Origin of the sequence: Streptomyces coryli (genome assembly GCF_011044975.1) — a bacterium.
Classification (GTDB): domain Bacteria; phylum Actinomycetota; class Actinomycetes; order Streptomycetales; family Streptomycetaceae; genus Streptomyces; species Streptomyces coryli.
The window spans coordinates 66,964-93,937 of sequence record NZ_JAAKZV010000001.1 but is presented as its reverse complement, the minus strand read 5'-3'; the positions used below and the strand labels follow the sequence as shown (position 1 = coordinate 93,937).

The following is a 26,974-nucleotide window of genomic DNA, read 5'->3' as shown; positions in this document are numbered from 1 at the left end:
GGTCGTAGCGTGACGGGCGTGACCCGAGCGAACGGCGCGTCCTCGCCCCTGCCGGCGGACCGGGCCCTGCTCCTGACCCGCGCCGCGGAACACGCCCTGCGCGCCGGACTGCCCGACCACGCGGCGCACTTACTGCAGCCGCTGCGCGCGGCCACGGCCCCGTCACCGGCCCGCGGCCGCGCCGCCCTCGTCCACGGAATGCTCGCCCTGCGCACCGGCCCGGTCGCCGACGCCCGGGCCTCGCTGCTGCTGGCGGCGCGGCTCCTCGACGACGACGGCGATCACGAGCGGGCGATACGGGCCCGGCTGGGCGCCGCCGAGGCGTGCTGGGCGATGGGCGACGCCGCCGCGTATCGCGAGGTGCTCGGGCCAGGCCCGTCGGGCGGCGGCCTGCTGGAGCGCTTCCTGCGCGCCATGACCGCCGTGGTCGGCGGGCCAGGACCGGACTTCGGCGGCGGGCTGCGGGAGCTGCGCCGCGTCGTCGAGCTGGCGGCGGACGAGGACGACCCGGAGCTGCTGGTGCCGGCGGGCTCGGCCTCGCTGGTCCTCGGCGACCTGACCGCGGCGGGCGAGCTCGGCGGCCGCGCGCTCGCCGTCGCCCGTGCGCACGGCCTCACCACCGTCGTCCCGCGCGCCCTGGAGGTGCTCGCCTACGCGGAGCTGCGGCTCGGCCGGCACGTCAGCGCGCGGGCGCATGCCGAGGAGGGCGTGCGCGCGGCCCGGCAGGCCGGCGAGAGCAATGTGCTCGCCCACCACCACGCCGTCCTCGCCCTCGTCGCCTCCCTCGACGACGACGCCGAGGCGGTCGCCGCCCTCGCGGCGGCGGCGGACGCCACGGCCGTACGGCACGGGCTGGCGCAGGCCAGGACGCTGACGCAGTGGGCGCTGGCGCGCGCCGACCTGGCCCGCGGCCGGGCGCCGGACGCGGCGGCGCGGCTGCGGCCGCTGGTGCGTACCGGGCCGCGGGGCGGGCACTTCGCGCTGCGGATGATGGCGGTGCCGTGCTTCGTCGAGGCCGCGCTGAGCTCGGATACGGACCGGGAGGAGGCGGCCGCGGAGGCCGTGGAAGCGCTGGCCGGCTACGCGGTCTGGGCCGGGCTCGGGCCCGATCCGCAGGCCGCGGCGCAATTGCTGCGCTGCCGCGCCCTGGTCGCGGCGGCCGGCGGCGACGACGATGCGGCCGAGGCGCACTTCGGGCAGGCGCTGGACCGGCATGAGGACCTGGACGGGGAGTTCGAGCGCGCCCGTACCGCGCTGCAGTACGGGCAGTGGCTGCGACGGCAGCGGCGTCCGGGGCCTGCGCGGGAGGCGCTGCGGGACGCGCGGGTGGCGTTCGAGCGGTGCGGGGCCGGGGTGTGGGCGGGGCAGGCGGAGGCGGCGCTGCGGGCCACGGGCGCGGTGTCGGCGGCTGCCGGGGCGGCGGCTTCGGCTGCGGGGGCTGCCGGGGGCTCCGGCGCTGCCGGGCCCGAGCCGCCCTCCGTACTGGAGCGGCTGACGCCGCAGCAGCTGCGGATCGCCCGGCAGGTGGCGGAGGGGGCCACCAACCGCGAGGTCGCCCGGCTGCTGTCGGTGAGCCCGCGCACGGTGGACCACCACCTGCGGAATGTGTTCGTCGCGCTCGGGGTGCGCTCGCGGGTGGAGCTGTCGCGGCTGGTGGCGCGCGCGGACGAGGGTGAGAGGTGACTGTCGGTGGCCGGGTGCACGATGGGGGAGTACCGGACATCTCGCGCAAGGAGTCGCCACCATGGCCACCAACGCAGACATGCTCGTCGACCACTTCGGCCGGATCCTGGAGGAGGTCGACGCCGCGGTCGCCGGGCTCGGGCCCGCGGAGCTCGAGGCCAGGCTCGACGACGAGGCCAACTCCATCGCGTGGCTCGTCTGGCATCTGACCCGGGTGCAGGACGACCACATCGCGGAGGTCGCAGGGCTGGAGCAGGTGTGGACGGCGAAGGGGTGGCACGAGAAGTTCGGCCTGCCCTTCGAGCCGGCGGAGACGGGCTACGGGCACAGCGCCGAGGAGGTCGCGGCGGTGCGGGGGGTGACGGCCAAGCAGCTGGCGGGCTATCACCGCGCCGTGCATGACCAGACGGTGGCGTATGTCCGTGGCCTGAGCGACGAGGACCTCGACCGCGTCATCGACAAGAACTGGACGCCGCCGGTCACGCTGGGGGTGCGCCTGGTGAGCGTGATCGGGGATGACCTGGAGCACGTGGGGCAGGCGGCCTTTGTGCGGGGGGTGGTGGAGCGGCGTAAGGGGTGAGTGGCTGGCCGCGCCGCGCCGGGCCGCGCTGCGCCGCGCTGCGGCTCAGCGGCGGGTGCAGACGCCGCCGCCCTCCGGGGGGCAGTAGAGGGTGTTGTCGTCGGGGAGGTCGCTGAGGTAGCGGCCGTAGCAGAGGCTGGTGGTGGCGCGGCCGATCTTCTTGCAGTACGCCACGGCGGCGTGGCCGTCGGCGAAGTCGCCTGCGGCGTAGACCACCCAGTGCCCGGGGTTCAGGGAGGCGTAGTCGTCGCTGTGCAGCAGCCGGGCCTCGGGGACCGAGGAGCGGATCTTCGCCAGCTGGCTCTCGGCGACCGACTTGCTCTTCTCGCTGTCGAGGACGGCGATCCAGCGGCCGTCGCTCGCGTCGGGGGGCTTGGTCTCGGGTGGGGACTCCTTGTCGGGGCCGGAGTCGCTCGGCTCGGCGGGCGTGGTGGACCCGCCGGGCTGTTCGCCCGCCGGGGTGGTCTGCCGCTGTGAGTTCTGCGGCTGCTTGCCCGGTGGCTGCTGTGCGGTGCTGCCCTTGGCGTCGTTGCCCCCGCCGTCCCGGCCGCCGTTCCCGTTGTCGCCGCCGGCCCACAGCACGAAGCCGGCCGCCATGGCGCCGAGCAGCACCATCGCCAGCGCGATGGCCGCGACCAGGAGCGTGGTGCGCTGCCGGGAATCGCCGGGCGGGTGCTGCGGTCGCGGGCTGTCGAGCGCGGTCGGGGTGTACGCGCGGGGGCCGGCGCCGCGGCCGCCCGGCGCGGCTGTGCGGGTGACGGCGAAGGCTCCGCCGGCCGCCGCGCCGGCGCGCGCTCCGCCGTCCCCGGCCGTGACGGCCTCGCGCAGCATGCCCTCCAACCGCTGCGCGTCCGGCCGCAGTTGTGGGTCCCGTACGAGCAGCGCCTGCAGCACCGGGGCGAGCGTGCCGGCCCGTTGCGGCGTGGGCAGCTCGGCGTCGAGGACCGCGGCCAGCGTGGCGAGGGTGTTCTCGCGGCGGAGCGGGCTGACGCCCTCCACCAGCACGTACAGCAGCATGCCGAGCGACCACAGGTCGGCGGCCGGATGATCGGGTGCGCCGCGGATCCGCTCCGGCGCGATGTATTCGGGCGAGCCGATCACATCGCCCGGCCGGGTCAGCGCGTCCGAGCCCTGCAGCGCGGCGATGCCGAAGTCGGTGAGCACGGCGCTGCCGTCGGCACGCAGCAGCACATTGGCCGGCTTGACGTCGCGGTGGTGGATTCCGGCGGCGTGCGCGGCCCGTAACCCGGCCAGCACATCGAGGCCGAGCCGCGCCGCCGTGACCGGGTCCAGCGGGCCGTGCGCGGCCAGCAGGTCCTGCAGGCTGCCGCCCGGCACCAGCTCCATCACCAGCCACGGATGCGGCTCGGCATCGACGATGTGATGGATGGTGACGACATTCGGATGACTCAGCCGCGCGAGCGCCTGCGCCTCCCGTAACACCCGTTCCCTGAGCATCCGTTCGGCCTCGGGATGGTCGGCGAGCAGCGCTGGGTCGGCGGTGCGCACCTCCTTCAGCGCGACCTCGCGCCGCAGCGCGGTGTCGCGGGCCCGCCACACCGTGCCCATGCCGCCGCTGCCCAGCCGCTCGAGCAGCTCGAACCGCCCGTCGATCAACCGCCCCCGGTCCCCGTGCATGCCAAGAAGAGTAGCGGCGGCAGCCGACAAGGCACCCCAAATCGCGCACCCTGCCTAGGGCTTGCGCCCCACCGCCCCGTATGCGTCGATCGACTCCGGCGCCCCCGTGCCCCCGTCCTCGGGCCGCCAGAGCGTGATCGGCGTCAGCCCGGGCTCGACCAGCTCGAGCCCCGCGAAGCACTCACCCAGCTGCGCCGGACTCCGCAGGACATACGGCACCCCGCCCGACTCCACCAGCTTCTCGCCGCCCTCGACGACGGCGTCCCCGGTGTCGGTGCCGTCCCAGAGCACCAGATGGCTGCCGGACGGCACCGCCGCCATCACCGTGCCGACGATGGAGCGCAGCACCGCGAGGTCCTGCTCGTACCCGAGCACGCCCATGAACATCACGGCCACCGGCCGCTCGAAGTCCAGCGTCTTCGCCGCCTCGCGGACGATGAGCTCCGGGTCGTGGTAGTCGGCGTGGACGTAGGTGGCGGTGCCCTCGGCCGTGGTGTTGGTGAGCAGCGCGCGGGCATGGGCCAGCACCATGGGGTCGTGGTCGACGTACACGACCTTGGTCTCGGGAGCGATCTGCTGCGCCACCTCGTGGGTGTTCTGCATCGTCGGCAGCCCGGTGCCGATGTCCAGGAACTGCCGGATGCCCGCGGCACCGGCGAGATGCCGCACGACCCGGATCAGGAACTGCCGCGACTGCATCGCCATCGTGACGATGTCCGGATACACCTCGGCGACCGCGTCACCGGCCGCCCGGTCCGCTTCATAGTTGTCCTTACCGCCCATCCAGTAATTCCAGATCCGCGCGGCATGCGGCGTCGACTCATCTATCCCGGGAACCTCGGCACTGCCCACAACAACCCCTCCCGTCAGCTGCACTGCCAGGTGAACATGGCCCGCTCGAAGCGCCCCGCCGCCAGATCCTCCGGCCGTATCAGCCAGTACAGCGAGCCGCAGTCACCCCACATCATCCCCGCGGCATCCTCGCTGTCGAACTGCGCCAGCAGCACCCACCGCCCGGCCTCCTCGTCGATCCGCGGGTCCTGCCAGTCATCGCAGCCGAGGAAGCCGTGCGCCACCTCGTACTCCACCGGGTTCTGCACGGGGGCGGCATGGCCACCTATGCGATGCCCGCCGGCGCGAACGCCGCATGCGCGGCGGGCGCCCACGGCTCGGCGGCGGTCGCGGCGACGCTCGCCGCCAGCGGCACCTCGGGATACGACTTCAGCTCCGCCGGCGCCGCCCGCTCCACGGCGTCCGCCTCCGCGGGCACGTACAGCACCCGCGCCCCCGCCCACGACTCCCGATCGTCGGGCATCACCAGCGCGTCACCGTCATCCACGCTGCCGTCGAAACAGAAGAACGCCAACGTGCCCCCCTCCGGCAGCACCACATCCAGCTCACCACGCGGCAACGCCGCACACTCCACGGCCGCAACGAACGACAACGGCCCATGCCCCTCCCATGCAGGCCACACCACCCCCTCCGGCAACCGAGGCAACCCCCCGAGCCGCCCGACGACCGCCTCACCCACCTCAGCAACCCGAAGCATGGCAGCCGGCCGCAACAGCCCAGCGTCCATACCGGCCATCCTGCCGCCCGGCACTGACAATTCCACGCCGAGAAAGGTCAGGACTTCTTCTGCTGGGGCGGAGCCGGGGAGGACCTGGTCGGATACGAGTAAGGGCTGGCCGCCGGCTGCAGGGGCACCGGGAACGTGCCCGTCGAGTCGGGATCCTGGGTGTCGGGCTCGGGGTCGAATGCGGGCGTCGGCGGGGCACCGCCACCGGCGGCGGCCGGGCGCGGTTCCAGCCTGAACCCGCAGGTCCTGCACCACTCGTCATCGGGCTCGTTGCCGGTGTGTCCGTTCGGGCACCTCCGCACCGCGTACGGCGAGGCAGTGCCGCGGGGAAACACCGGCCCCGGCTCCGGTGCGTTGGCCGTCGGCGAGACGCCGGTGCGCCGGACGTGCTGCCACAGCTGCTTCGCCTCCGGCATGGCCTGTACATCAGAGAGCAGGGTGACGAAGTCATCGTCCGCGGCCAGTCCGGTGAAGACGGGCGGGAGCGCCGCTTCGAGATCGCTCAAGCGCTCCGGCCACACCTCGGGATGCACATCCGATGGCGTGACGAGGTCCAGCTCCGTGAAGAGCGCATCGACGTTGTCCGGCTGCTCACCCACCTCCTCCGGCTCGCTGCCCGCGCGGCCGAGCCGCAGCATGCTCCGGGCCTGCCGATAACCGAGAAAGTCCGCCACCATATCCCGCCCCCCGGGCCGCGCCGCCGCCCGGTAGAAGTCCGGATACAGATGCTGCAGCAGCACGATATGGATCAGCGCCTCCGGGCCGAACTCCCACCACTGCGGCGCCAGGTGATACTCCAGCACAAAGCTGTTGATCAGCCGCTTGATCCGCCGCGGATTGCGCCCCGTGCGCTCCGCGAGTACCTCGGGCAGCCGGCCGCTGATCACGGTCTGGGTGCGGGAGTCCTCGGTATACGCCAGCACCAGGTTGCGAGCTTCCTCCGCCGTCGGCGCCGGGATCCGGTAGCTGCTCTGGATGATCTTCTCGAGGTAGTCGACCGCCCCGTAGCCACCACCCTCCGCCCGGCCCGCCGACGCCAGCCGCGCCTGGTCGCAGCCGAGCACGAACACCAGGCCCGGCACGTCCAGATACACCTTCACCGCCTCGCACACCGCCTGCACGGTCTCGTCCGCGCAGCGGTCCAGGTCGTCCACGAAGACGACCAGCATGCGCCGGCCCCCGGTCTCCGGCACCGGCCGCGCGGCCCAGTCCGCGGCCAGGTCCTTGATGACCTGCCGCAGGTCATTGCGCGACTTGGCGTCGCCGGCGAAGGCCGCCCACACATCGTCGACCGCGGACCCGAGGCGTACGAGATCGAGCAGGGCGCGCGCCACACCCCGTAAGGCCAGCAGCGGCCGCTGGTGCCGGCCGACCCGGCGGGCGGTGCGGCGCAGCGCGCTGCGGTCGAAGCGCTCGAGGACCGACTTGATGAGGGCTTCCAGAGCGTCGTCGCCGTGCGAGGTCCACGCGTTGAACCAGACGCACTCCACACCCGGTTGCGCCTCGAGGTCGCTCCGGACCCGGTGCATGAGGCTGGACTTTCCCATGCCCCAGTCGGCGTCGACGGCGATCGTGAACGGCGTCACGCCCGAGGAGCGCAGGATCAGCGCGCTGAGCTGCGCGGCGCGCTGTCCGGTGCCGAGCAGGTCCACCGCCGGCGCCCGCACCGGCTCGTCGTTGAGCAACCGGCACTGCAGGAGCGCGGGGTGCGCCGCGTTCCAGCCGGGCGCTTGAACCGGCGCAGGTTCCCGGAGGTCCACGAGGAATCAGTCTAGATCCGCACCGCCACCGCCGTATACGGCGTCTGCGGCGTCGGCTCTGTCGAGAAGCGGGCGTTGGGGAGGTAGAGGCGGTCGCGGAAGCGGGCCACTGTGGTCGGGATGTCGAAGCGGGGGTCGGTGATGCACTTGACCAGTGAGCCCTTGCGGGCGGACGGGTCGAGGCGGAATACGTCGATGGCGTTCTGGCGGTTCTGCACGACGTACAGCGTGCGGCCGAGCAGCAGCATCCCGTCGCCGTTCGGCAGCCTCGCCGGCCCCAGGTCGACCCGCCGCGCGACGCCCGTAGCCGGGTCGACGCGCACCAGGCCGCCGCCGTCCAGGGTCTGGTCGATCATCAGCAGGCCGCTGCCGTCGGGGGTGCGGGTGATGCCGTTGGCGGAGAAGCCGCCGGGCGGGGCCTGTACCCAGTCGCCGGAGAGGGGGACGGTGTCGAAGCCGGTCGGCAGGCCGCCGCGGTGGCCGAGCCGGAGGGCGTAGAGGCGCGGCTGGAACGAGTCGGTGAAGTAGGCGGCGTCGGGCGTGAGCACCACGTCGTTCACGAAGCTCTGGTCGGGCGTCCCCGCCTGATAGGTCTTCAGGATGGTGCCGTCGGCCGCCGATACGACCCGCAGCTGACCACTCGGGCCGCCGGACGCGAAGATCCGCCCGTGCCGGTCGGTCGTCAGCCCTACGGTCGGCGCTCCTGGCGCCGGGCCGAGCACGGCGCCGCGCCCCGTGGCCAGCTCGACCCGGTACACCGCGCCGTCCGCGAGCGAGCCGAAATAGGCGTACGGGCCGGGGCCGATGGCGATGCCCTCCGGACGGAAGCCGTCAGGTAAGCGGATGGTGGTGGGTGCGGCGCCGGCGCGGGCGGCGGGCGCCGAGACGGCGACGCCCGCCGCGGCGGCGGCGCTCGCGGCGAGCAGTCTTCGGCGGGTGATGGTCGGGCGCGCAAGGGAAGGTCTCATGGGCGTCTCCCTACAGGCGGGTGCCGGACGTGAGTTCCCCCTTACCTCAACATACGTTTGCCCCCGCGCGCACCATGCGTGCGCATTCCGCCCGCATTGCGGGCACCCGTAGAGACGTTATCGTCGCGCCCAGGCTCCGCCCCCGTCCCAGGAGGATCCCCATGGCCGACCGGCTCGCCCGCTCGCTGCGCCCTGCCCGCCGCCTCGCCCGGATCCAGCACGACGAGGACCGGGAGGCGGCGCCCGAGACGACCATGGAGACACGGCTGCCCGTGCAGCCGCCGCCGGCGGTGGAGAAGTCCGTGGTGGACGCCGCCGTGTACCGCGACGGCCGCCGCACCCGCACCCCGGCCACCCTCACCGAGGCGTACGAGCAGCTGCCGCACGGCGACGGCACGCTGGCCTGGATCGGCCTCTACCGCCCCTCCGAGGCGCAGCTGCACTCCGCGGCGGAGGCGTTCGGGCTGCACGAGCTGGCCGTGGAGGACGCGGTGGTCGCGCATCAGCGGCCGAAGCTGGAGCGGTACGGCGACACGCTCTTCGTGGTGCTGCGGGCGGCCCGCTATCTCGACGACGTCGAGGAGGTGAACTTCGGCGAGCTGCACCTCTTCGTCGGACCCGGCTTCGTACTGACGGTGCGGCACGGCCAGTCGCCGGACATCGGGCGGGTGCGCCGGCGCCTGGAGGACGACCCTGACCTGCTGCGGCTGGGGCCCGAGGCGGTGCTGTACGCGATCCTCGACGCCGTCGTCGACGGGTACGCGCCGGTGGTGGCCGGGCTGCAGAACGACATCGACGAGATCGAGACCCAGGTCTTCGGCGGCGACCCGAACGCCTCCCGCCGCACCTATGAACTCTCCCGCGAGGTGGTCGAGTTCCAGCGCGCCACCCGCCCGCTGCTGGGCATGCTGCGCGGCCTGCAGGCCGGCTTCGAGAAGTACGACACGAACGAGGAGCTGCAGCGCTACCTCCGCGACGTCGCCGACCACGCCACCACGGTCGCCGAGCGGGTGGACGGCTTCCGCCAGGCGCTCACCGACATCCTGACGGTGAACGCCACCCTGGTCAGCCAGGCGCAGAACGAGGAGATGAAGGCCCTCGCGCAGGCGAGCAACGCCCAGAACGACGAACTCAAGAAGGCCTCCAGCTGGGCGGCCATCCTCTTCGCCCCGACCGTCATCGGCGGCATCTACGGCATGAACTTCGACACCATGCCGGAACTCCACTGGGCGTTCGGCTATCCCTTCGCCATCTTCCTGATGGGCGTGGTGTGCGTCGTGCTGTATCTCATCTTCAAGCGCCGCGACTGGCTCTGAGCCCGCACCGCCCGGCCCCGCTCACGTCAGCGGTGGCACCCGCTCGCCCTCCGGCGGCGGTCCCGGCGGGGTGCCGTCGCCGAAGGGGCGGCCGCCGAGGTCCTCGCGGCCGTGCGGGCTGAGCCAGTCGCCGGGGTACGGGCCCTTGGGGACGATCCCGGACGGGTTGATGTTGCGGTGGACGCCGTAGTAGTGCGTCTTGATCTGGTCGAAGTCGATCGTGTCGCCGAAGCCGGGGGTCTGGAAGAGGTCCCGGGCGTACGCCCACAGCGCCGGCATCTCGCTGAGCTTCTGCCGGTTGCACTTGAAGTGGCCGTGGTAGACCGCGTCGAACCTGACCAGCGTCGGCCACAGCCGGACGTCGGCCTCGGTGAGGGAGTCCCCGACCAGGTAGCGGCGGCCTTGCAGCCGCTCCTCCAGCCAGTCCAGGCGCTCCCACAGCCGGTCGTACGCCGTGTCGTACGCCTCCTGCGAGGTCGCGAAGCCGCACTTGTAGACGCCGTTGTTGATGTCCCGGAAGACCAGCTCCGCGACCTCGTCGATCTCGTCGCGCAGCTTCTCCGGGTACAGGTCGGGCGCGCCGTCGCGGTGCAGGGCCTGCCACTCCTGCTCCAGATCGAGGGTGATCTGCCGGAAGTCGTTGGTCACCACCGCGCCGGAGGGGATGTCGACGAGCGCCGGGACCGTGATGCCCCGCGGGTAGTCGGGCCGGCGCTTGAAGAACGCCTCCTGCAGCCGCTCGATGCCCAGCACCGGGTCCTTGCCGTCCGGGTCCAGATGGAAGGACCAGCTGCGCTCGTCGTGCAGCGGTCCCGCGATGCCCATCGACAGCGCGTCCTCCAGGCCCATCAGCCGCCGGACGATCGCCGCCCGGTTCGCCCAGGGACAGGCGCGGGCGATCACCAGGCGATAGCGGCCCGGCTCCACCGGATAGCCGTCCCGGCCGTCGGCGGTGATACGTGTCGTGAGGTAGTTCTGATCCCGCTTGTACTCTCCGCGATCAGCCATGGGCCGAGCCTAGTGGTCAGTGCACGCGACGGCGACGTTTTCGGCCGGAATGAGTGGTTTTCCGCCAGCCGAAAGGCCCGGGCAGGTCCATCGACGTGGTGCGCCGGCCCGTACTGCTGTGGGTGCGGCGCGGGCCGTGGCGGCCGCCGGTGGTGATCGACCAGGAGTGGCGGCTGATGTTGAGGCGTACGCCCGGAAGTATCCGGAAGCTCTTGCGGAATGTGAGGGGCATGGCCTGACTCCTTCCGTCGGGTGTCGGCTACCCATTCGCCGCGAGGTCAGGCATGCACGGCATGGCGACGCGCGGCATGGACGGCTAGTGCCCACCCCCCTAAGCTGACGCGACGTCAGATCCGTGGAGGGGGCAGCCGGTGATCGACACGATCCGCACCGACATCGACGAGGGCGAGGAGCGGCTGCGCCTGGACGTCGAGGACGGAGGGCTCGGCGTCCTCACCCTCTGCCGCCCGCAGAAGCTCAACGCCTGGAGCTGGGAGTCCACCCGCCAGCTCGGCCTCTTCGCCGACCGGATCCGCTTCGACGACCGCATCCGCGCGGTGCTGCTGCGCGCCGAGGGCCGGGCGTTCTGCGCGGGCATCGACATCGGGGCGCCCGGCGGCGGTATTACGGGCCGGTCGGGCTCGGAGCGTACCCGCAACTACCACGAGGGCATCCGCTGGGTGCACGAGCGGATGCGGGTCTTCGCGGGCCTGCCGCAACCGGTCGTCGCCGCGGTGCAGGGCTACTGCCTGGGCTTCGGCTTCGAGCTCGCGCTGATGGCCGACATCCGCGTCGCCGCCGACGACGCGGTCTTCGCGCTCCCGGAGGCGCAGCTCGGCGCCGCGGTCGACGCCGGCGGCGACCTGCGGATCGCGCGGGACGCGGGCGCGGGCTGGGCGAAGTACCTGGCGCTGACCGGACGCCGCATCGACGCGGCGACGGCCGAACGGCTGCACCTCGTACAGCAGGTGACGCCGGCCGACGAGCTGGAGAAGACCGCCCGCGGCCTCGCCGCCGACATCGCCGCCAACGCCCCGCTCGCCGTCCAGGGCATCAAGCGCGACATCGACGCCTTCGCCGACGCGGGCCTCACCACCGCCCTGGAGAGCTCCGCCTTCGCCGCCGCCGTCACCCTCACCTCGGACGACGCCCGCGAGGGCTTTACGGCCAAGGCGGCGCGGCGGCCGCCGGACTTCGAGGGGCGGTAGGCGGCGCTCAGGACCCGTCGGCCAGGGCGTCGACCACGGCGCGCTTCAGGACGGCGGTGCCGCTGACCACGTCGCCGATGTGGAGCACATCGCACTTGTCCTTGGGGCCGGAGACGTCGACCGTGTTCGTGCCCATGTAGGTGAGGTCCTGGCGGTCGAAGACCAGGTCGAGCCGTACGCCGCCCAACTGCTGGAACCGGACGCCGATCCCGTTGCGCCCGGCCACGTCCTTCGTGCTCAGCAGCTCGGTCTTCTGGTGCCCGCCCTTCGTCATACGGGCCAGTGCCCGGTACACCGCGGCCTCCGTCTTCGGCGGCAGCAGGTGGTCGTTGAGCAGCCGCGCGGCGGTCCGGGAGCCGGTCATCTCGTTCGGCAACCCGGCCCGCATCTGCGGCGGGGGCAGCTTCCCGCTCCCCGACAGCCACCAGGACATGGTGCGGGCGTCCGTCGGCACATCACGCTGCACCTGCCGATACGACGTGGGCATCCCCTTGCCGGGCAGCTGCTTGGCGATCTGCCGCTCGACGGTGCGCCCGTCGCGGTGCTCGCGGGAGCTGCCGACGTGCTTGCCGTCGACCGAGGCCGCGATCTCCCGCAGCCCGTACGGATGGCCCTCATCCGTGGTCGCGCATCCGGCCGGCAGCTTGATGCCGGGGTCCAGTTTCCAGTGATAGTCCTGCCGCTTCGTATAGATGAACTGCTGGTCCGCGACCTTCGGCGGCGCCTTCGCCTCGGCGCGCCGCGCGGCCTGCTCGAACAGTGCGGAAGCGCTGGTGAAGCTCAGGTCGCTCGAAGGCCCCGGCGGCGCCTCGTCGTTCCCGTCCCGCGTCACAGCCACCCCCGCCGCGACGGCGACGGACAGGGCGACGACCGCGGCCGGCGCCAGAAGCACCGAGCGGCGCCACACGGGCCGGGCCGCCGCGGCCGGCTTCTCCGGGTCGAACTCGCGGGCCAGCTGCTCCCGCAGATAGCGGTGTCGCTCGGCCGGGAGCCGGCGGTCGCGGGCGGGCGGAATCCGGGTCACGTTCGCTCCTCCTTCATGCGCCCGTCCGGAGACGGTCGGTCACCCTGTATCTGTCCGGATCCGGCGCCGAGTTCGGCGGAGAGCCGGGACCGTGCCCGCGACAGCCGCGAGCGCACCGTGCCGACCGGGATATCCAGGGCCTCGGCGGCCGCCGCGTAGTCGAGACCGCCCCACACGCACAGCGCGAGCACCTCCCGCTCGGGGCGGCGCAACTTCCGTACCGCCACCCGCACGGCGTCGAGATAGGCGGCGTCGTCCAGCCGGCCTGCGACGTCGTCGGCGATGTCGCGTACCGGCTCCGGTGGCGTCAGGCGGGCCAGCACCGCCGTGTGGCGGCGGGCCGCGCGGCGCATGTTGCGGGTGACGTTGGTCGCGATGCCCAGCAGCCACGGCCGCAGCGAGCCGCCGTCCGCGGCCGCCTTCTCGCGCAGCCGCCAGGCCTCGAGGAAGGTCAGCGACACGACGTCCTCGGCGGCCGACCAGTCACCGGTCAGCCGGAAGCCATGGTTGTAGACGGCGCCGGCGTACGTGTCGAACAACTCGGTGAACGCGGCCGCGTCACCGCCCCTGACCCGGCTTCGCAGCACGCGCAGGGCCCCCTGATTGGTGTCCACACCCTCTTACTGTCCGCTCGGCCCCATCGGGTTCCCGCGACCGGCTCATCCGTCGTACGGACCGCGCCCCAACTGCTCCCGGATCGGCGTCACTTCGGGTGTCACGAGATCTCGCCGCTGCCAGTTCGCGCCGTCCACGACCAGTGTGTGGCCGCTGATGAAGCGCGCGTACGGCGAGGCCAGAAAGGTCGCCGCCCAGCCCAGCTCGCGCGGCGCGCCGACCCGTAGCGCGGGCTGGCGGGCATTGGCGGAGCGGACCCGGTCGAGGTTCGCGCGGATGTCGGCGGTCATGTCCTCGTGCGGCATCAGGCCCGGGACCAGACCGTTGACCTGGATGCCGTACGGGCCCCACTCCACGGCAAGGGTCTCGACCAGATTCTTCACGCCGGCCTTCGCGGCGGCGCTGTGCGCGTAGCCGGGGCCGCCGGTCCAGGCGTACGAGGCACCGACGTTGATGATGGAGCCGGTCGTACGGGCCGCCAGATGCCGCCTGGCGAACTCCCGCGCCGTGAAGTACGTCCCGTTCAGCGTGATGTCGACGACCGACCGCCACGCATTGGGCGACATGTCCTCCGCGGGCACGGGGAAGTTCGCCGCCGCGTTGTTGACCAGCACGTCCGGCAGCCCGAAGGCCTCCTCCGCGGCATCGAAGACCTCCGCGATCCGCTCCGGCTCGCGGATGTCGCACGGCACGGCGAGCACCCGCGCCCCGGCGGCGGCCAGCCCCTCCTCGGCGCTCTTGAGATGCTCGGCCTTACGGCTCGCCACCACCAGATCCGCGCCCAGCCGCCCGAACTCGGCCGCGATCGCCTTGCCGAGCCCGGTCCCGCCGCCGGTGACGAGGACGACACTGCCGTCGTACGTCCCCGGCGGCAGTGCGCCGGTGCCTTCAGGGGGAGGTGCGGGCAGGCCGGAGTTCATGGCCGTATGGATACCCGACCGGTCCGGAAACCTCCATAGCGTCGGCGGCGGCCGCGTTGTGCCGCTCCACGCAGGCGGCCATGGCGACGCCGGAGGCGTGGTCGACGTGCTGCAGCCCGGACAGGTCCAGCACGATCGGCCGCTCCGCGGGCAGCGACTCCAGGGTGTCGAGCAGCTTCGGCAGCCGCAGGAAGGTGGCGTTGCCCGTGGGGCGCACGGTGATCGGTCCGCTGCCGGAGCGGTCGACGGTGGTGTGGACGTGCGAGATGTCCCACGCGGTCTTCACCACCGCCATCGCGAGGCCGATCAGCACCCCTTCGAACATGTTGACCAGGACGATCGCGCCCGCGGTGGTCACGAGCACGACCACCTCCCCGCGGTGCTCGCGCCACAGCTCACGGACGTGCCCGAGCGGCAGCAGCTTGAAGCCGGAGTAGACCAGCACACCCGCGAGCGCGGCGACCGGGATGAGCGCGAGCACGGCGGGCAGCAGGGCGGCGAACAGCAGCAGCCATACGCCGTGCAGCACGCGGGAGACCTTGGTCTTCGCCCCGGCCTGGACATTGGCCGCGCTGCGCACGATGACCGCGGTCATCGGCAGCGCCCCCAGCAGCCCGCAGACGGTGTTGCCCGCGCCCTGCGCCATCAGCTCCTTGTCGTACGAGGTCCGCGGCCCGTCGTGCATACGGTCCACGGCCGCCGCGCTGAACAGGCTCTCGGCGGAGGCGATGAGGGTGAAGGCGAGCACGGTCCCGGCCGCCCCGGCGAGGGCCCCGAAGGCCTCCGCACCCGGCGGCTGCATGACCTCGAGGAGGCCGTTGACCTCGACCGTACGCGCCGGCAGGTCGAGGACGAAGGCCGCGGCCGAGGTGAGCACGACGGCGGCCAGGGCGCCGGGCAGCACCCGCACCTTGGCGGGCAGCCGCGGCCAGAGGGCCATCACCGCGATGGCGGCGGCGCCGAGCGCGAAGGTGGTCAGGGCCCGGGCCGAGCCGGCCAGGTCGGCGACGAGGCCGGGAAGGGCGGTGAACTTCTCGATGCCCGTGGCGGGCGCCTCGGCGTCCGCCATCGCATAGAGCTGCCCGGCTATGAGGATGAGGCCGATGCCGGCCAGCATGCCCTCGACGACGGCGACGGAGATGGCCCGGAAGAGGCGGCCGAGCCGCAGCGCCCCGAGCAGCAGTTGCAGCGCTCCGGAGGCGAGGACGATGGCGCCGAGGGCGGCGAGCCCGTACTCCTGGACGGCCTCGAAGACGAGCACGGTCAGGCCCGCGGCCGGGCCGCTGACCTGCAGGCTGCTGCCCGGCAGCAGCCCGGTGACGAGGCCGCCGACGATGCCGGTGACCAGGCCGAGTTCGGCGGGCACGCCGGAGGCGACGGCGACGCCGACGCAGAGCGGGACGGCGACGAGGAAGACGGCGAGGGAGGGCAGGAAATCGGTGCGGAGGGCATGACGGAATGACAATGAGGGTGTGGGGGCAGACATGGTGCTCTTTCGCTCGCGGTGGTTCTTCGGTGGGCGGCGAAAGGCCCGGTCAGCAGCGGAAGATCTGAAGGGCGGCCGATGTGGGGGCGGCGCCCGCGGTGGGGCTGCAGGACTGTCTGGCCGTACGGGAGAGATCGGGCAGCGGCTCCGGCGCCCGCGGCCCGACGGCGGCGGGCGCGGCGGCCGGCGGATTCTCGGCGTCCGGGCCCGGGCAGGCGGCCGCACACCGGCTGCGGGAGCCGGCCATCGCGGCGTCGGCGGGAACCGGCTCGTGCGCGGGCACGCCCTCGGCGCTCGGCGCGGCCGCGGCGGCGACGGCCGGGAGGTCCCCGTGGTGCCCCAGCGTCGCAGGTGCGAACAGGCAAGCGAACAGCAGAGCGAGGAGCGCTGCTGCACGACGAGCCATCATCACTCCAGGTGGCGCGGGGCGGGCGATTCACGCTAACTGCCTGTAGTGAAGCCTGTGTTACCCATGAGTGAATATCAATAGGGGTCCGGAGGCGAAGCCGGGGCTTCCGGCGCACCGCCGGGGCGTGAAAAGGTGGCGCACATGGCGGAGGTGGTGCCGGCGCCCCGCGGGGCCAGTGCGAAGAAGCGCCCGACGATCTGGGAAGTCGCCCGGCTGGCCGGCGTGTCGCACCAGACCGTCTCCCGCTTCCTGCGCGAGGACCCGACCGTACGCCCGGAGACCGCCCGCAAGGTCGCCGCCGCGGTGAAGGAGCTCGGCTACCGGCCGAACCAGGCCGCCCGCACGATGCGCACCCGCCGCTCGAACCGGCTCACGCTGATCCTGCCGGGCAATACCGAGCGCATCTCGCCGGAGCTGCTGCGCGGCGCGGCGGCGGAGGCGCACGAGGCGGGCTACCTGCTGGACGTCGTCAGCCTCGAGGGCGACGCCGAGGCGCGGGCCGCCCGGCTGGAGGCGTTGCTGGAGCCCGAGGGGACGGACGGGGTGCTGTCCTTCACCTCGCTGGGCGAGGGCGCGGCCGCGCAGCGGAGCGTGCCCATCGTGATCGACGGCGTGTACGACGACGAGATGCGCTCACGTGGGGCCTTCGCGGACGCGTCGCGTACGGCCGATCTGATTCGGCACCTCGCGGACCTGGGCCACCGCCGGTTCGCGCATGTGGCCGGGCCCGACGAATGGCCGTCGGCGCAGGGGCGGCGGGCGGTGTACGAGGAGACGGTGGCCGAGCTGGGGCTGGAGTCGTGCGCCATCGCGGCGGGGGACTGGAGCATGCGGTCGGGGTGGGAGGCGGCCAAGGGGGTCATCGCGGAATGCGGCGCTACGGCGGTGTTCGCCGCCTCTGACCAGGTGGCGTTCGGCGTCATCGCGGGGCTGCAGAGCATGGGCATCGAGGTGCCGCGGGACATCAGCGTCTGCGGCTGGGACGACTGGGAGATCGGGCGCTACTACCGGCCCACGCTGACCACCGTCAGCGTGAACCGGGAGCGGCAGGGGCGGCAGGCCGTGCGGCGACTGCTGGCCCAGCTGCGCGGCGAGCCGCCGGTGGGGCCGATGGGGGCGGCGGAGTTGAGCCGGATCATCCTGCGGGAGTCGACGGGGCCGGTACGTACCGACTGACGACGAGCGTTGACGACAAGCGCTTACTTCCAACGTTGGAAATTCGCGCACAACCCTTGTGTGAACGTTCACTTGAATCCTAGGGTCGCGCACAACCGGCCCCACGCAGCTCTGTTGACGGGCCGAGCCCTCAAGCCCCTTGGTTCACCAGGGAGGAGCAGAGCCGCATGTTCCCTGACACCCCCCGCCCGACTGCCTTGGCAGGTGCCGGATGAGCGCCCTGGGCGAGTTCCGTACGCTGCGCCGCTCGCGCGTCCGCGAGGAGGCGCCGGACAACAAGGCCGCCGCGATATTCCTCGCGCCGTGGATACTCGGCCTGCTGGGCATCACCCTCGGGCCGATGATCGCCTCGCTGTATCTGGCGTTCACCGATTACAACCTGCTCCAGGACCCCAAGTGGACCGGCCTGGACAACATCCAGCGGATGCTCCACGACGACCGCCTGGGCCACGCCCTCCAGGTCACCTTCACCTACGTGATCGTCTCCGTGCCGCTGCAACTGGCCTTCGCGCTCGCGATCGCGCTGCTGCTGGACCGGGGCATTCGCGGACTGTCCCTGTACCGGTCGATCCTCTATCTGCCGTCGCTGCTCGGCGCCAGCGTCGCCATCGCCATCCTCTGGCGGCTGATCTTCGGCAATGAAGGCCTGGCGACCAAGTTCATGGGCCTGTTCGGCTACGACGGACCCGGCTGGATAGCCGATCCGGACACCTCCATCTACACGCTGATCATCCTGCACGTGTGGACGTTCGGCGCCCCGATGGTGATCTTCCTGGCCGGCCTGCGCCAGCTGCCGCGCGAGCTCTACGAGGCCGCCGCGACCGACGGCGCATCCAGATTCCGGCAGCTGCGCTCCATCACCCTGCCACTGCTCAGCCCGATCATCTTCTTCAATCTGGTCCTCGGGATCATCGGCAGCTTCCAGTCCTTCACGCAAGCGTTCGTGGTCTCCAACGGCACCGGCGGGCCCAGCGATTCGACGCTGTTCTTCTCGCTCTACCTCTACCAGGAAGGCTTCACCAGCTTCCGGATGGGATACGCCTCCGCCCTCGCCTGGGTGCTGCTCCTCATCATCGGCGCCTTCACCGCCCTGAACTTCTGGGCCTCGAAGTATTGGGTTTTCTACAATGACTGACGCGCTGCAGATCAAAAGCAGGCCCGGCACGGACGCGCAGCCCGAGCCCGCCTCACCCGTACGCCCCAAAGAGTCCGCCGCCCGCCGGCGCACCCGCAGCGTGCTCAAGCACACCGGACTGATAGCCGTCTGCCTCCTGATGCTCTATCCGGTGCTGTGGATGGCCGCCAGCTCGCTGCGCCCGAAGGACGGGATCTTCAGCAACTTCGGGCTGTTCGTCGACACCTTCAACCTGGACAACTACCCGAACGGCTGGGACGCCCTCGGCACCCCCTTCGGCACGTATCTGCTGAATTCCTTCCTGGTCGTGCTCGGTTCGGTGATCGGCAATCTGATCTCCTGCTCCATGGCCGCCTACGCCTTCGCGCGGCTGCGCTTCCGCAGCCGGAAGGTGGCCTTCATGATCATGCTGCTCACGATCATGCTGCCGATCCACGTGCTGATCATTCCGCAGTACGTGATGTTCGCGCAGATCGGCTGGATCAACACCTATCTGCCGCTGATCGTGCCGAAGTTCCTGGCCACGGACGCCTTCTTCATCTTCCTGATGGTCCAGTTCATCCGCGGGATTCCGAAGGAGCTCGACGAGGCGGCCCGGATCGACGGCGCCGGGCACGGCCGGATCTTCACGCAGATCATGCTGCCGCTGATGATCCCGGCGCTGGCCACCACCGCCATCTTCACCTTCCTGTGGACCTGGAACGACTTCTTCTCGCAACTGGTCTTCGTCACCGAGCCGGACAAATACACCGTGCCCGTGGCGCTGCGGTCGTTCCTCGACGCGACGACGACCTCGGACTACGGCGCCATGTTCGCGATGAGCATCGTCTCGCTGGTGCCGGTGTTCCTGGTCTTCCTGTTCGGGCAGCGGTTCCTGCTCCGCGGCATCGCCACCACGGGAGGCAAGTGATGAGGGACAAGACCATGAACCTCCGTGCGCGCAGGGGTGTCCGCACTGCCATCGCCGCGGCGCTCGCCGGCCTCGTCCTCGCCTCCTGCGGCGTCGGCGGCGAGCCGGTGGAGAACCCCAAGCTGTCCAAGGGCAAGGTGACCATCACCTTCAACTGGTGGGGCGCCGACCCCCGGCACCAGGCGTCGTTCAAGGCCATCAAGCTGTTCGAGAAGGAACACCCGAACATCAACGTCAAGCCGGTGTACGCGGACTGGGTCGGCTACTGGGACCGGCTGGCGACCAGCACCGCCAGCGGCGAGATGCCCGACGTCAACCAGTTCGACCAGCTCTACCTCTCCTCGTACGCCGAGCGTGGCGCGCTGCTCGACCTGTCCACGGTGCAGAAGTACCTGGACACCTCGGAGCTGGACCCCAAGGCGCTGGAGGCGGGGCGGGTCGGCAAGACCCCGTACGCGGTGCCGGTCGGCAACACGACCAACAGCATCCTGATCAACAGGTCGCTGTTCAAGAAGTACGGCGTCCAGCTGCCGGACACCGCGCGCTGGACCTGGGCCGAGTTCAAGAAGGCGGCCGCGGAGCTGAACAAGGCGTCGAAGGGCAAGGTGTACGGCGTCGGCCCCACGGGCTCGGACTCCTTCAGCCTCAACGTCTGGGCCCGGCAGCACGGAAACCAGCTGTTCAACAGCAAGGGCGAGGTGTCCCTCAAGCCCAGTGTCCTGGCGTCGTACTGGAAGGCCATCCTCGGCTGGATCAAGAGCGGGGCCGCGCCGTCGGGGAGCCACATCATCGAGATGGACGGGGTGGCGCTGGATCAGGGCGACATGATCAACAACAGGACGGGCATGGGGTTCATACCCTCCGGTCAGTTCACCTCGTTCAAGGAAGGCGCACCGAAGATCGACTTCGACATGGCCGACTGGCCTTCCGACCCGGACACTCCCAAGGGGTCCCAGTACCTCAAGCCCACCATGTACTGGGCGGCGTCGTCCTCGACGCAGCACCCCGCCGAGGCCGCGCTCTTCATCGACTTCCTGACCAACGACCAGCGCGTCGCCAAGATCTTCGGTCTGGAGCGGGGCATCCCGGGCAACCCGGCCGCGGCGAAGGCGCTCAGGGCCACCCTGGACAAGCCGGGCAAGGACCTCATGGCCTTCTCGGACGAGATGTCGCACAAGGTCGGTGACACCCCGCCGATCACCCCGAAGGGCGCCAGCGACATCGATGCCGTGCTGAAGCGGCAGTACCAGCGGGTGCTGACCGGGGAGGCCGACCCCGATGAGGCGGCGAAGACGTTCGTGGGAGAGCTCAAGGACTCGGTGGATGCCGCCAGCTGAGGCTGCCGGATGCCGATAGCGGATCGTCCAGGAGTCCCCGATATCCCTTGAGTGAACGATCACTTGACCGTAGGGTTGAGCGAAGGAAAGCGCTTTCTGCGCGAGGAGACATCACATGCCAGCATCCCCGTCCCGCCTCCGCGTAGCCGTCGTCGGCACCGGCGGCATCGTCACCGGCGCTCATCTCGCCGCCCTGCGTGCCCAGTCCGACCGCGCCGAGCTCATCGCGGCGGTGGACATCGATGCCGGCCGGCTCGCCGCCTTCCAGGAGGCGGCAGGCCCCGGCGTCCAGGGCTTCTCCGACCTGAGCGCGATGCTCGACACCGCCCGCCCCGACCTGGTCCTCATAGGCACCCCGCCCTCCCTCCACCGCGAGCAGACCATCGCCGCACTCAAGTCCGGCGCCTGGGTGCTGTGTGAGAAGCCGCTGTGTCTGTCGCTCGCCGAGTACGACGAGATCGCCGCCGCCGAGGATGCCGCGCCGGGGTTCGCGTCCGTGCTCTTCCAGCACCGGTACGGCTCCGGGGCCGTGCACGCCCGTCGGTTGATCAGCGGCGGCGAGCTCGGTGATCCGCTGGTCGCGCACTGCCAGACCACCTGGTATCGCGACCGGGCCTACTACGCCGTCCCGTGGCGCGGCCGCTGGGCGACCGAGGGCGGCGGGCCGACCATGGGGCACGGGATCCACCAGTTCGACCTGCTGCTGCACCTGCTCGGTGACTGGAGCGAGGTCCGCGCCATGGCGGGGCGGCTGGTGCACGATGTGGAGAGCGAGGACGTCTCCAGCGCGCTGATCCGCTTCGAGCACGGCGCCATGGCGACCGTCGTCAACAGCGTTCTCTCGCCCGACGAGGTCAGCCGCATCCGTATCGACTGCGCCGACGCCACCGTCGAACTCACCCACCTGTACGGCCACCAGAACGACAGCTGGACCTACACCCCCCGCCCCGGCCTCGCGGACGACGACCCCCGCGTCACCCAGTGGCGCACCCCGGCCGCCGACGTCCCCAGCTCGCACGCCGCGCAGCTCGGCGCCCTCCTCGATGCGTACGAGCGCGGGGTACGGCCGCCCGGCAGCGGGCCCGACGCCCGCCGCACGCTCGAATTCGCCGCCGCCCTCTACAAGTCGGCCTTCTCCGGCCGCCCGGTGCACGCCGGCGAGATCACCCCCGGCGACCCGTACTACACCTCCATGCACGGCGACCACCCCGACTGGGCCCCCAAGGAGCAACAGTGACCGCGCGCCTCACCACCGTCCACACGCTCGGCGACCGCGTCACCGTCGCGGCCGGCGAGACCGAGATCCTCTCCTACGTCTACCGGCCCGACCCCGACCCGTACGAGGCCCGCAAGCCCTACATCCACCCGCTGCGCACCCTGGCCGGCAACCTGGTCTCCGGCTACCGGCCCAACGACCACCGCTGGCACAAGGGCCTGCAGATGACCGCCAGTCACCTGTCCGGGCAGAACTTCTGGGGCGGTGTCTGCTACCTCGGGCCCGAGCAGGGCTACCAGCGCGTACCGGAGCGGGTCGGTTCCATGCGGCACGACGACTTCACCGCCGTCGAGGCGAGCGATGAGCGGGTCACGCTCGACTCCGACCTCACCTGGGTGGCGAACGGCGGCGCCGAGTGGGCCCGTGAGCGGCGCGGCGTCACCGTGCACTCCGCGGACGCCGACTCCGGTTCGTACGCCATCGACTGGTCCATCCACCTCACCAACATCCGCGCCGACGGCGAGCCGCTGCGCTTCGGCTCCCCGACCACCGCGGGCCGCGAGATGGCGGGCTATACCGGACTGCAGTGGCGCGGTGCCCGCGACTTCACCGGCGGGCAGGTGCTCACGCCTGCCGGGCCCGCGACCGACCAGGAGACGATGGGCACGGCGGCTGCCGATGCCAACTGGGTCGGCTTCACCGCCGAGCACGACGACGTGGACGCGCACTCCACGCTGCTCTTCGAGCACGCGCCGGAGAACGCGGAGGCGATCCACGCCTCGCACTGGTTCGTACGGTCGCAGCCCATCCCGTCGGTCGCCTTCTCCTGGGCCTTCTTCGAGGAGTTCGAGCTGCCGCCGGGGGAGTCCTTCGCGTACCGCTACCGCGTCGTCGTCGCCGACGGCGCCTGGGATCACGAGCGGGCCGCCGCGCACCTCAAGGGCCTGCCGTGGTGAGCCCCAGCCTTCCGCACCCGCTGCCCGGCGCGGTCGGGCTCTCCCACCTCTCCGCATACGAGTGGGAGGCCGCCGACGGCGTGTGCGGCGGCAGCCCGCATCTGCACCTCGTGTGCACCGAGGCGTACGTCGTCACCGGCGGCCGCGGCGCCGTGCAGACGCTGTCGCCCGACGGCTACCGGGACATCCCGCTGGAGGCCGGCTCGGTCGCCTGGTTCACCCCGGGCACCGTGCACCGCATGGTGCAGGGCGGCGATCTGCGGATCACCGTCCTGATGCAGAACAGCGGTCTGCCGGAGGCGGGCGACGCCGTCTTCACCTTCCCGCCCGACGTGCTCGCCGACCCCGAGCGATACGCTGCCGCCGCCCGGCTCCCGGCCCCCACCGGTCCCGATGCTGAGGCCGCGGCCCGCAAGCGCCGTGACCTGGCCGTCGAGGGCTATCTGCCGCTGCGCGAGGCGCTGCAGGCGGGCGACGTCGGCCCGTACCGCGAATTCCAGCGGGCGGCGGCCCGGCTCGTACGCGCCAAAGTGCCGCGCTTCCGCGAGCTGTGGGAGGCCGGCGCGCTGGCCACCGCGCAGCGGACCGGAGCGCAGCTGGACGCCCTCGGGGCGGGCGGCGATGCCGCGTATCTGGCTGACGCGACGGCCTTGACGGCCGGGCCGTCCCGGAGCGGAGGCTATGGCATGTGCGGCCGCCGGGAGGAGTACGAACTGCCCGGGGCCACGCTCCCGTACGAGACCACCCGATAACGCACCCCGGAGGAAACCGTATGCCCGCACCGTCGCAGCCGCCCCGCCCGGAGTACCCGCGGCCGAGCTTCGTCCGCCAGGACTGGCTGAACCTCAACGGCACCTGGGAGTTCGCCCGCGATCCCGGCGACAGCGGCCTGGAGCGCGGGCTGGTGGGGGAGCCGCTGCCGGAGCGGATCACGGTGCCGTTCTGTCCGGAGTCGGAGCTGTCGGGCATCGGCGACACCGACTTCCAGCACGCGGTCTGGTACCGGCGCACGGTGCGGATCCCGGCGGAGTGGGCGGGCCGCCGGACGATCCTGCACTTCGGCGCCGTCGACCACGACGCGACGGTGTGGGTGAACGGCACCGAAGTCGCCCGCCACAGCGGCGGCTTCACCCCCTTCAGCGCCGACCTCGGCGAGGTGGCGCGGCCGGGGGAGGAGGCGGTGATCGTCGTACGGGCCCGGGACTCCGCCCGCGGCCCGCAGGCGCGGGGCAAGCAGTCCGACCGGTACGCCAACTACAGCTGCCTGTACACCCGCACCACCGGCATCTGGCAGACCGTCTGGCTGGAGCCGGTCGCCGCCACGCACCTGCGCCGCCCGCGCATCACCCCGGACCTCGCCGGCGGCTGCTTCCACCTCGAGCTCCCGCTGTCCGGCAACCGGGCAGGGCACCGCATCCGCGCCCGCCTCCTCGACACCCACGGCACGGTCGCCGAGGCGTCGGTGGAGGCCCATCTCGACCTGGCGCCGCGGCTGGTGCTGCCCGTACCGGAGGACCGGCGGCGGCCGTGGAGCCCGGAGGATCCGCATCTCTACGAGGTGGAGCTGGAGGTCCTCGACCGGTCCGGCACGGTGGTGGACCGGGCGGTATGCACGGCGGGGCTGCGGTCCGTGGCCATCGACGGGAAGCGCATCCTGATCAACGGGAAGCCGGTCTTCCAGCGGCTCGTCCTGGACCAGGGCTGGTATCCCGACGGGCTGATGACGGCGCCGGACGACGCCTCGCTCGTACGGGACATCGAGCTGTCGATCGCCGCCGGGTTCAACGGGGCGCGGCTGCACCAGAAGGTCTTCGAGGAGCGCTTCCTGCACCACGCGGACCGGCTCGGGTATCTGGTGTGGGGCGAGTTCGCCGACTGGGGCGCCTCGACGGGGCCGGTCGGCGAGGACAACCAGCAGCCGACGGCCGGCTATGTCGCCCAGTGGGCCGAGGCGCTGGAGCGCGACTACTCGCACCCGTCGATCATCGGCTGGTGCCCACTGAACGAGACCCGGCAGCTGCTCGGCGACCGGGCGACGGTGCTGGACGAGGTCACCCAGGCGCTCTTCCGCGCCACCAAGGCCGCCGACGCCACCCGCCCGGTCATCGACGCCTCCGGCTACGCCCACCGGGTGCGGGAGACCGATGTCTACGACTCGCACTGCTACGAGCAGGACCCGGAGGCGTTCCGCGAGCTGATGGCCGGGCTCGACAAGGACCAGCCGATGATCAATCCGCAGGACATGGAGGACTGGCCCGAGGACACCGTCTGGTCGCTGCCGTATGCAGGACAGCCCTACTTCTGCAGCGAGTTCGGCGGCATCTGGTGGAACCCGGAGGCGGCCGCCGAGGGGCGCGGCTACGACCGCAATGTCTCGTGGGGTTACGGGCAGCGGCCGCGCGACGAGGAGGAGTTCCACGAGCGGTTCGCGGGTCTGACGGGCGTCCTCCTCGACGACCCGAACATGTTCGGCTACTGCTACACCCAGCTCACGGACGTCTTCCAGGAGGAGAACGGCATCTACCGCTTCGACCGCTCGCTGAAGCTCGACGTGGCCCGGGTGCGGGCGGCGCAGCAGCGGACGGCGGCGTACGAGCGGGGGGCCGACTCCTAGCCGCACGAGGGTTATTGGCGGGGGGATGGCTTCCACAGCAGGGCGACTGCCAGCCCGCCCGCCAGACTCGGGGCCGTCCCGGCCCAGCCGAGGGCCATCGGCAGGCCGGTGTCGCCGGACGTGTCCTTGGTGAGGAGGGCGGTCAGCGCGACGGTCGCGCCGACCACGAACATCGCGGTCGCGGCCGGGCGCGCCCAGCGCCCGGCCGACTTGACGGCCCGGATGCTCCAGAGCCAGGCGAGGCTGCCGAGCCCGCCGATGGCGGACAGCAGCGCCAGGTAGGTGGTCACGGCCGAGTCGACACGGGAGTCGGAGTACGCGGGGTAGCCGGCCCGGATGTGGTCGGCGAGCAGGCCGGTGGTCGCGTACGGGATGAGCGCGGCGATGACGGTGAGGGCGAGGCCCGTGTACATCGCGGCGAGGGCGGGCTGTCTCTGGCGTGTCTTCATGGTCGGAGTCCTTTCCTGCTGCTCAGGAGGTGAGGGCGGCCCGGAGGTGCTCGGTGATCTCTGCCCGGGCGGGCTCGGCCTGCGCGGCCAGGCCCGGCACGCTGAGGAAGCCGTGCCCGGTGGCGGGGTATTCGGAGAGCCGCGCGGATGTGCCTGCCGCCTGGAGGCGTTCGGCGTAGCGGCGGCCGTGGTCGGCGATCGGGTCGTCGGTCGGCACCACCACCAGCGTCGGGGGCAGGCCGCCGAGGTTGTCCGCGTATACCGGCGAGACCGCGCGGGCATCGGCGCCAGAAGGCGCGGCAAGCCGCCGCACCAGCTGCAGCACCGGCAGTGAGAGGGTCGGGGTCTTCGCGTACTCGGTGGCCGAGTGGTAATCGAGCATCGTCTCGGTCACGTCGACGGCGGGATTGACCAGCACCTGCGCCCGCAGGCCCAGGCCGGCCTCCCGGGCCCGGATGGCGGCCATCGCGCAGATCAGCCCGCCGCCGCTCTCGCCGAAGACGGCGGTGCGTGCGGGGTCGATGCCCCACTCGGTGGCGTGCTCGACGATGTGCCGGAGCGTGTCCCAGCCGTCGTCGACGGCGGCGGACATCGGCGTATCGGGGGCGAGGAGGCGGTGTTCCACCGAGACGACGACCGCGGGCAGTTGGGCGGCGACGTGGCTGGTGACCCAGTCGCACTGCACCGCGGTGCCGACGAACCCGCCGCCGTGCACATGCAGCACGAGGGGGAGCGCGGTCCGGTCGGCCGCATTCCCGCTAGAGGCCGGCCGGTGGACGCGGACCGGGAGGTCCCGGCCCGGCAGGGCTATCTCCTGCCATGCGATCAGCGCGCCGGGGTCCGGCTCACCGAGGAGCGCCCGCGCCTCGACGGACGCCCGGGCGCGGTTCTCCGCCTCGCGATAGGCGAACAGCTCCTCGTCCGTCACCGACAGCCAGTCCGGCTCCGGCGGCCGGTTCACGGCGATGGCTTCGTTCATGATCTCTT

The 26,974-nt window shown here is 72.0% G+C and carries 27 protein-coding genes; 12 read left to right on the top strand and 15 right to left on the bottom strand.

The genetic code is table 11. The features are described 5' to 3' along the window. The first annotated feature begins 18 nt into the window (after positions 1-18). Both G5C51_RS43910 and G5C51_RS00440 read left to right on the top strand, forming a co-directional pair. Positions 19-1,683 (top strand): LuxR C-terminal-related transcriptional regulator, encoded by a 1,665-nt coding sequence (locus tag G5C51_RS43910; protein ID WP_165229554.1) that lies wholly within the window; start codon positions 19-21, stop codon positions 1,681-1,683. Between the two features lie 61 nt (positions 1,684-1,744). Continuing rightward, complete coding sequence (locus G5C51_RS00440; RefSeq protein WP_165229551.1) at positions 1,745-2,263, top strand: mycothiol transferase; 519 nt, start codon at positions 1,745-1,747, stop codon at positions 2,261-2,263. Between the two features lie 45 nt (positions 2,264-2,308). On the opposite strand, the gene G5C51_RS00435 is transcribed toward G5C51_RS00440, so the two are convergent. From G5C51_RS00435 to G5C51_RS00415, 6 genes are all read right to left on the bottom strand, one after another. Beyond that, positions 2,309-3,901 carry a serine/threonine-protein kinase gene (locus tag G5C51_RS00435; RefSeq protein WP_165229548.1) on the bottom strand — a complete coding sequence of 531 codons (1,593 nt, stop codon included), beginning with the start codon at positions 3,899-3,901 and terminating at the stop codon, positions 2,309-2,311. Positions 3,902-3,955: 54 nt separating this feature from the next. Beyond that, a complete protein-coding gene (locus G5C51_RS00430) occupies positions 3,956-4,753 on the bottom strand; it encodes an SAM-dependent methyltransferase (protein ID WP_338117963.1) in 798 nt (265 codons plus the stop codon). A gap of 14 nt (positions 4,754-4,767) precedes the next feature. Next, positions 4,768-5,001: a DUF1963 domain-containing protein gene (locus tag G5C51_RS42715; protein ID WP_338117962.1), complete on the bottom strand. Its 234-nt coding sequence runs from the start codon at positions 4,999-5,001 to the stop codon at positions 4,768-4,770. A 17-nt stretch (positions 5,002-5,018) separates the two neighbouring features. Next, complete coding sequence (locus tag G5C51_RS42710) at positions 5,019-5,450, bottom strand: DUF1963 domain-containing protein (protein ID WP_240929286.1); 432 nt, start codon at positions 5,448-5,450, stop codon at positions 5,019-5,021. Between the two features lie 77 nt (positions 5,451-5,527). Then, a complete protein-coding gene (locus tag G5C51_RS00420) occupies positions 5,528-7,240 on the bottom strand; it encodes a P-loop NTPase fold protein (protein ID WP_165229542.1) in 1,713 nt (570 codons plus the stop codon). Positions 7,241-7,251: 11 nt separating this feature from the next. After that, positions 7,252-8,208, bottom strand: a complete 957-nt coding sequence (locus G5C51_RS00415; protein ID WP_165229539.1) for an NHL repeat-containing protein — start codon at positions 8,206-8,208, stop codon at positions 7,252-7,254. A 161-nt stretch (positions 8,209-8,369) separates the two neighbouring features. Here G5C51_RS00415 and G5C51_RS00410 point away from each other — a divergent pair, with 161 nt between their 5' ends. Then, the gene (locus G5C51_RS00410) at positions 8,370-9,524 is read left to right on the top strand and encodes a magnesium and cobalt transport protein CorA (protein ID WP_165229536.1); all 1,155 of its coding nucleotides are present in this window, start codon (positions 8,370-8,372) and stop codon (positions 9,522-9,524) included. Between the two features lie 21 nt (positions 9,525-9,545). On the opposite strand, the gene G5C51_RS00405 is transcribed toward G5C51_RS00410, so the two are convergent. Both G5C51_RS00405 and G5C51_RS00400 read right to left on the bottom strand, forming a co-directional pair. After that, positions 9,546-10,532, bottom strand: coding sequence for a glutathione S-transferase family protein (locus G5C51_RS00405; RefSeq protein ID WP_165229533.1), 987 nt, complete (start codon positions 10,530-10,532; stop codon positions 9,546-9,548). Between the two features lie 16 nt (positions 10,533-10,548). Next, on the bottom strand, positions 10,549-10,764 hold the full coding sequence (locus tag G5C51_RS00400) for a DUF4236 domain-containing protein (protein WP_165229530.1): 216 nt from the start codon (positions 10,762-10,764) through the stop codon (positions 10,549-10,551). Positions 10,765-10,903: 139 nt separating this feature from the next. On the opposite strand from G5C51_RS00400, the gene G5C51_RS00395 reads away from it, so the two are divergent. Continuing rightward, positions 10,904-11,740: an enoyl-CoA hydratase-related protein gene (locus G5C51_RS00395; protein WP_165229527.1), complete on the top strand. Its 837-nt coding sequence runs from the start codon at positions 10,904-10,906 to the stop codon at positions 11,738-11,740. A gap of 7 nt (positions 11,741-11,747) precedes the next feature. On the opposite strand, the gene G5C51_RS00390 is transcribed toward G5C51_RS00395, so the two are convergent. The 5 genes from G5C51_RS00390 to G5C51_RS00370 form a co-directional block, all read right to left on the bottom strand. Beyond that, positions 11,748-12,764, bottom strand: coding sequence for a CU044_5270 family protein (locus G5C51_RS00390; RefSeq protein WP_165229524.1), 1,017 nt, complete (start codon positions 12,762-12,764; stop codon positions 11,748-11,750). Next, positions 12,761-13,348 (bottom strand): RNA polymerase sigma factor, encoded by a 588-nt coding sequence (locus G5C51_RS00385; protein ID WP_165229756.1) that lies wholly within the window; start codon positions 13,346-13,348, stop codon positions 12,761-12,763. The genes G5C51_RS00390 and G5C51_RS00385 overlap by 4 nt, the downstream gene beginning before the upstream one ends. Before the next feature lie 75 nt (positions 13,349-13,423). Then, the gene (locus tag G5C51_RS00380) at positions 13,424-14,299 is read right to left on the bottom strand and encodes an SDR family oxidoreductase (protein WP_165229521.1); all 876 of its coding nucleotides are present in this window, start codon (positions 14,297-14,299) and stop codon (positions 13,424-13,426) included. Then, entirely contained in the window at positions 14,268-15,785 is a 1,518-nt protein-coding gene (locus G5C51_RS00375; RefSeq protein WP_165229518.1) for a SulP family inorganic anion transporter, read from the bottom strand. The genes G5C51_RS00380 and G5C51_RS00375 overlap by 32 nt, the downstream gene beginning before the upstream one ends. A gap of 49 nt (positions 15,786-15,834) precedes the next feature. Further along, entirely contained in the window at positions 15,835-16,191 is a 357-nt protein-coding gene (locus G5C51_RS00370) for a hypothetical protein (protein ID WP_165229515.1), read from the bottom strand. A gap of 144 nt (positions 16,192-16,335) precedes the next feature. Between G5C51_RS00370 and G5C51_RS00365 the strand changes: the two genes are divergently transcribed. From G5C51_RS00365 to G5C51_RS00330, 8 genes are all read left to right on the top strand, one after another. Next, a complete protein-coding gene (locus tag G5C51_RS00365) occupies positions 16,336-17,370 on the top strand; it encodes a LacI family DNA-binding transcriptional regulator (RefSeq protein WP_165229512.1) in 1,035 nt (344 codons plus the stop codon). A 211-nt stretch (positions 17,371-17,581) separates the two neighbouring features. Further along, complete coding sequence (locus tag G5C51_RS00360) at positions 17,582-18,505, top strand: carbohydrate ABC transporter permease (protein ID WP_165229509.1); 924 nt, start codon at positions 17,582-17,584, stop codon at positions 18,503-18,505. Further along, entirely contained in the window at positions 18,498-19,415 is a 918-nt protein-coding gene (locus G5C51_RS00355; RefSeq protein ID WP_165229506.1) for a carbohydrate ABC transporter permease, read from the top strand. The genes G5C51_RS00360 and G5C51_RS00355 overlap by 8 nt, the downstream gene beginning before the upstream one ends. Then, on the top strand, positions 19,415-20,752 hold the full coding sequence (locus G5C51_RS00350) for an ABC transporter substrate-binding protein (protein ID WP_165229503.1): 1,338 nt from the start codon (positions 19,415-19,417) through the stop codon (positions 20,750-20,752). Before G5C51_RS00355 ends, G5C51_RS00350 begins: the two co-directional genes overlap by 1 nt. A gap of 115 nt (positions 20,753-20,867) precedes the next feature. After that, entirely contained in the window at positions 20,868-21,989 is a 1,122-nt protein-coding gene (locus tag G5C51_RS00345; protein ID WP_165229500.1) for a Gfo/Idh/MocA family protein, read from the top strand. Further along, entirely contained in the window at positions 21,986-22,924 is a 939-nt protein-coding gene (locus tag G5C51_RS00340; RefSeq protein WP_165229497.1) for a DUF6807 family protein, read from the top strand. Before G5C51_RS00345 ends, G5C51_RS00340 begins: the two co-directional genes overlap by 4 nt. Further along, on the top strand, positions 22,918-23,676 hold the full coding sequence (locus G5C51_RS00335; protein ID WP_165229493.1) for a cupin domain-containing protein: 759 nt from the start codon (positions 22,918-22,920) through the stop codon (positions 23,674-23,676). Before G5C51_RS00340 ends, G5C51_RS00335 begins: the two co-directional genes overlap by 7 nt. A 20-nt stretch (positions 23,677-23,696) precedes the next feature. Further along, a complete protein-coding gene (locus G5C51_RS00330) occupies positions 23,697-25,538 on the top strand; it encodes a glycoside hydrolase family 2 protein (protein WP_165229490.1) in 1,842 nt (613 codons plus the stop codon). 11 nt (positions 25,539-25,549) lie between these two features. On the opposite strand, the gene G5C51_RS42450 is transcribed toward G5C51_RS00330, so the two are convergent. Both G5C51_RS42450 and G5C51_RS00320 read right to left on the bottom strand, forming a co-directional pair. Continuing rightward, positions 25,550-25,987, bottom strand: coding sequence for a hypothetical protein (locus G5C51_RS42450; protein WP_240929272.1), 438 nt, complete (start codon positions 25,985-25,987; stop codon positions 25,550-25,552). 22 nt (positions 25,988-26,009) lie between these two features. Continuing rightward, positions 26,010-26,966 (bottom strand): alpha/beta hydrolase, encoded by a 957-nt coding sequence (locus G5C51_RS00320; protein ID WP_165229487.1) that lies wholly within the window; start codon positions 26,964-26,966, stop codon positions 26,010-26,012. Between the last annotated feature and the right edge of the window lie 8 nt (positions 26,967-26,974).

What these genes read in the sequence shown, in the direction of transcription:
- G5C51_RS00440 (WP_165229551.1), top strand. Translation starts at nt 1,745, where the DNA reads ATGGCCACCAACGCAGACATGCTCGTCGACCACTTCGGCCGGATCCTG.
- G5C51_RS00435 (WP_165229548.1), bottom strand. Translation starts at nt 3,901, where the DNA reads ATGCACGGGGACCGGGGGCGGTTGATCGACGGGCGGTTCGAGCTGCTC.
- G5C51_RS42710 (WP_240929286.1), bottom strand. Translation starts at nt 5,450, where the DNA reads ATGCTTCGGGTTGCTGAGGTGGGTGAGGCGGTCGTCGGGCGGCTCGGG.
- G5C51_RS00415 (WP_165229539.1), bottom strand. Translation starts at nt 8,208, where the DNA reads ATGAGACCTTCCCTTGCGCGCCCGACCATCACCCGCCGAAGACTGCTC.
- G5C51_RS00410 (WP_165229536.1), top strand. Translation starts at nt 8,370, where the DNA reads ATGGCCGACCGGCTCGCCCGCTCGCTGCGCCCTGCCCGCCGCCTCGCC.
- G5C51_RS00405 (WP_165229533.1), bottom strand. Translation starts at nt 10,532, where the DNA reads ATGGCTGATCGCGGAGAGTACAAGCGGGATCAGAACTACCTCACGACA.
- G5C51_RS00400 (WP_165229530.1), bottom strand. Translation starts at nt 10,764, where the DNA reads ATGCCCCTCACATTCCGCAAGAGCTTCCGGATACTTCCGGGCGTACGC.
- G5C51_RS00380 (WP_165229521.1), bottom strand. Translation starts at nt 14,299, where the DNA reads ATGAACTCCGGCCTGCCCGCACCTCCCCCTGAAGGCACCGGCGCACTG.
- G5C51_RS00375 (WP_165229518.1), bottom strand. Translation starts at nt 15,785, where the DNA reads ATGTCTGCCCCCACACCCTCATTGTCATTCCGTCATGCCCTCCGCACC.
- G5C51_RS00370 (WP_165229515.1), bottom strand. Translation starts at nt 16,191, where the DNA reads ATGGCTCGTCGTGCAGCAGCGCTCCTCGCTCTGCTGTTCGCTTGCCTG.
- G5C51_RS00365 (WP_165229512.1), top strand. Translation starts at nt 16,336, where the DNA reads ATGGCGGAGGTGGTGCCGGCGCCCCGCGGGGCCAGTGCGAAGAAGCGC.
- G5C51_RS00360 (WP_165229509.1), top strand. Translation starts at nt 17,582, where the DNA reads ATGAGCGCCCTGGGCGAGTTCCGTACGCTGCGCCGCTCGCGCGTCCGC.
- G5C51_RS00355 (WP_165229506.1), top strand. Translation starts at nt 18,498, where the DNA reads ATGACTGACGCGCTGCAGATCAAAAGCAGGCCCGGCACGGACGCGCAG.
- G5C51_RS00350 (WP_165229503.1), top strand. Translation starts at nt 19,415, where the DNA reads ATGAGGGACAAGACCATGAACCTCCGTGCGCGCAGGGGTGTCCGCACT.
- G5C51_RS00345 (WP_165229500.1), top strand. Translation starts at nt 20,868, where the DNA reads ATGCCAGCATCCCCGTCCCGCCTCCGCGTAGCCGTCGTCGGCACCGGC.
- G5C51_RS00330 (WP_165229490.1), top strand. Translation starts at nt 23,697, where the DNA reads ATGCCCGCACCGTCGCAGCCGCCCCGCCCGGAGTACCCGCGGCCGAGC.
- G5C51_RS42450 (WP_240929272.1), bottom strand. Translation starts at nt 25,987, where the DNA reads ATGAAGACACGCCAGAGACAGCCCGCCCTCGCCGCGATGTACACGGGC.
- G5C51_RS00320 (WP_165229487.1), bottom strand. Translation starts at nt 26,966, where the DNA reads ATGAACGAAGCCATCGCCGTGAACCGGCCGCCGGAGCCGGACTGGCTG.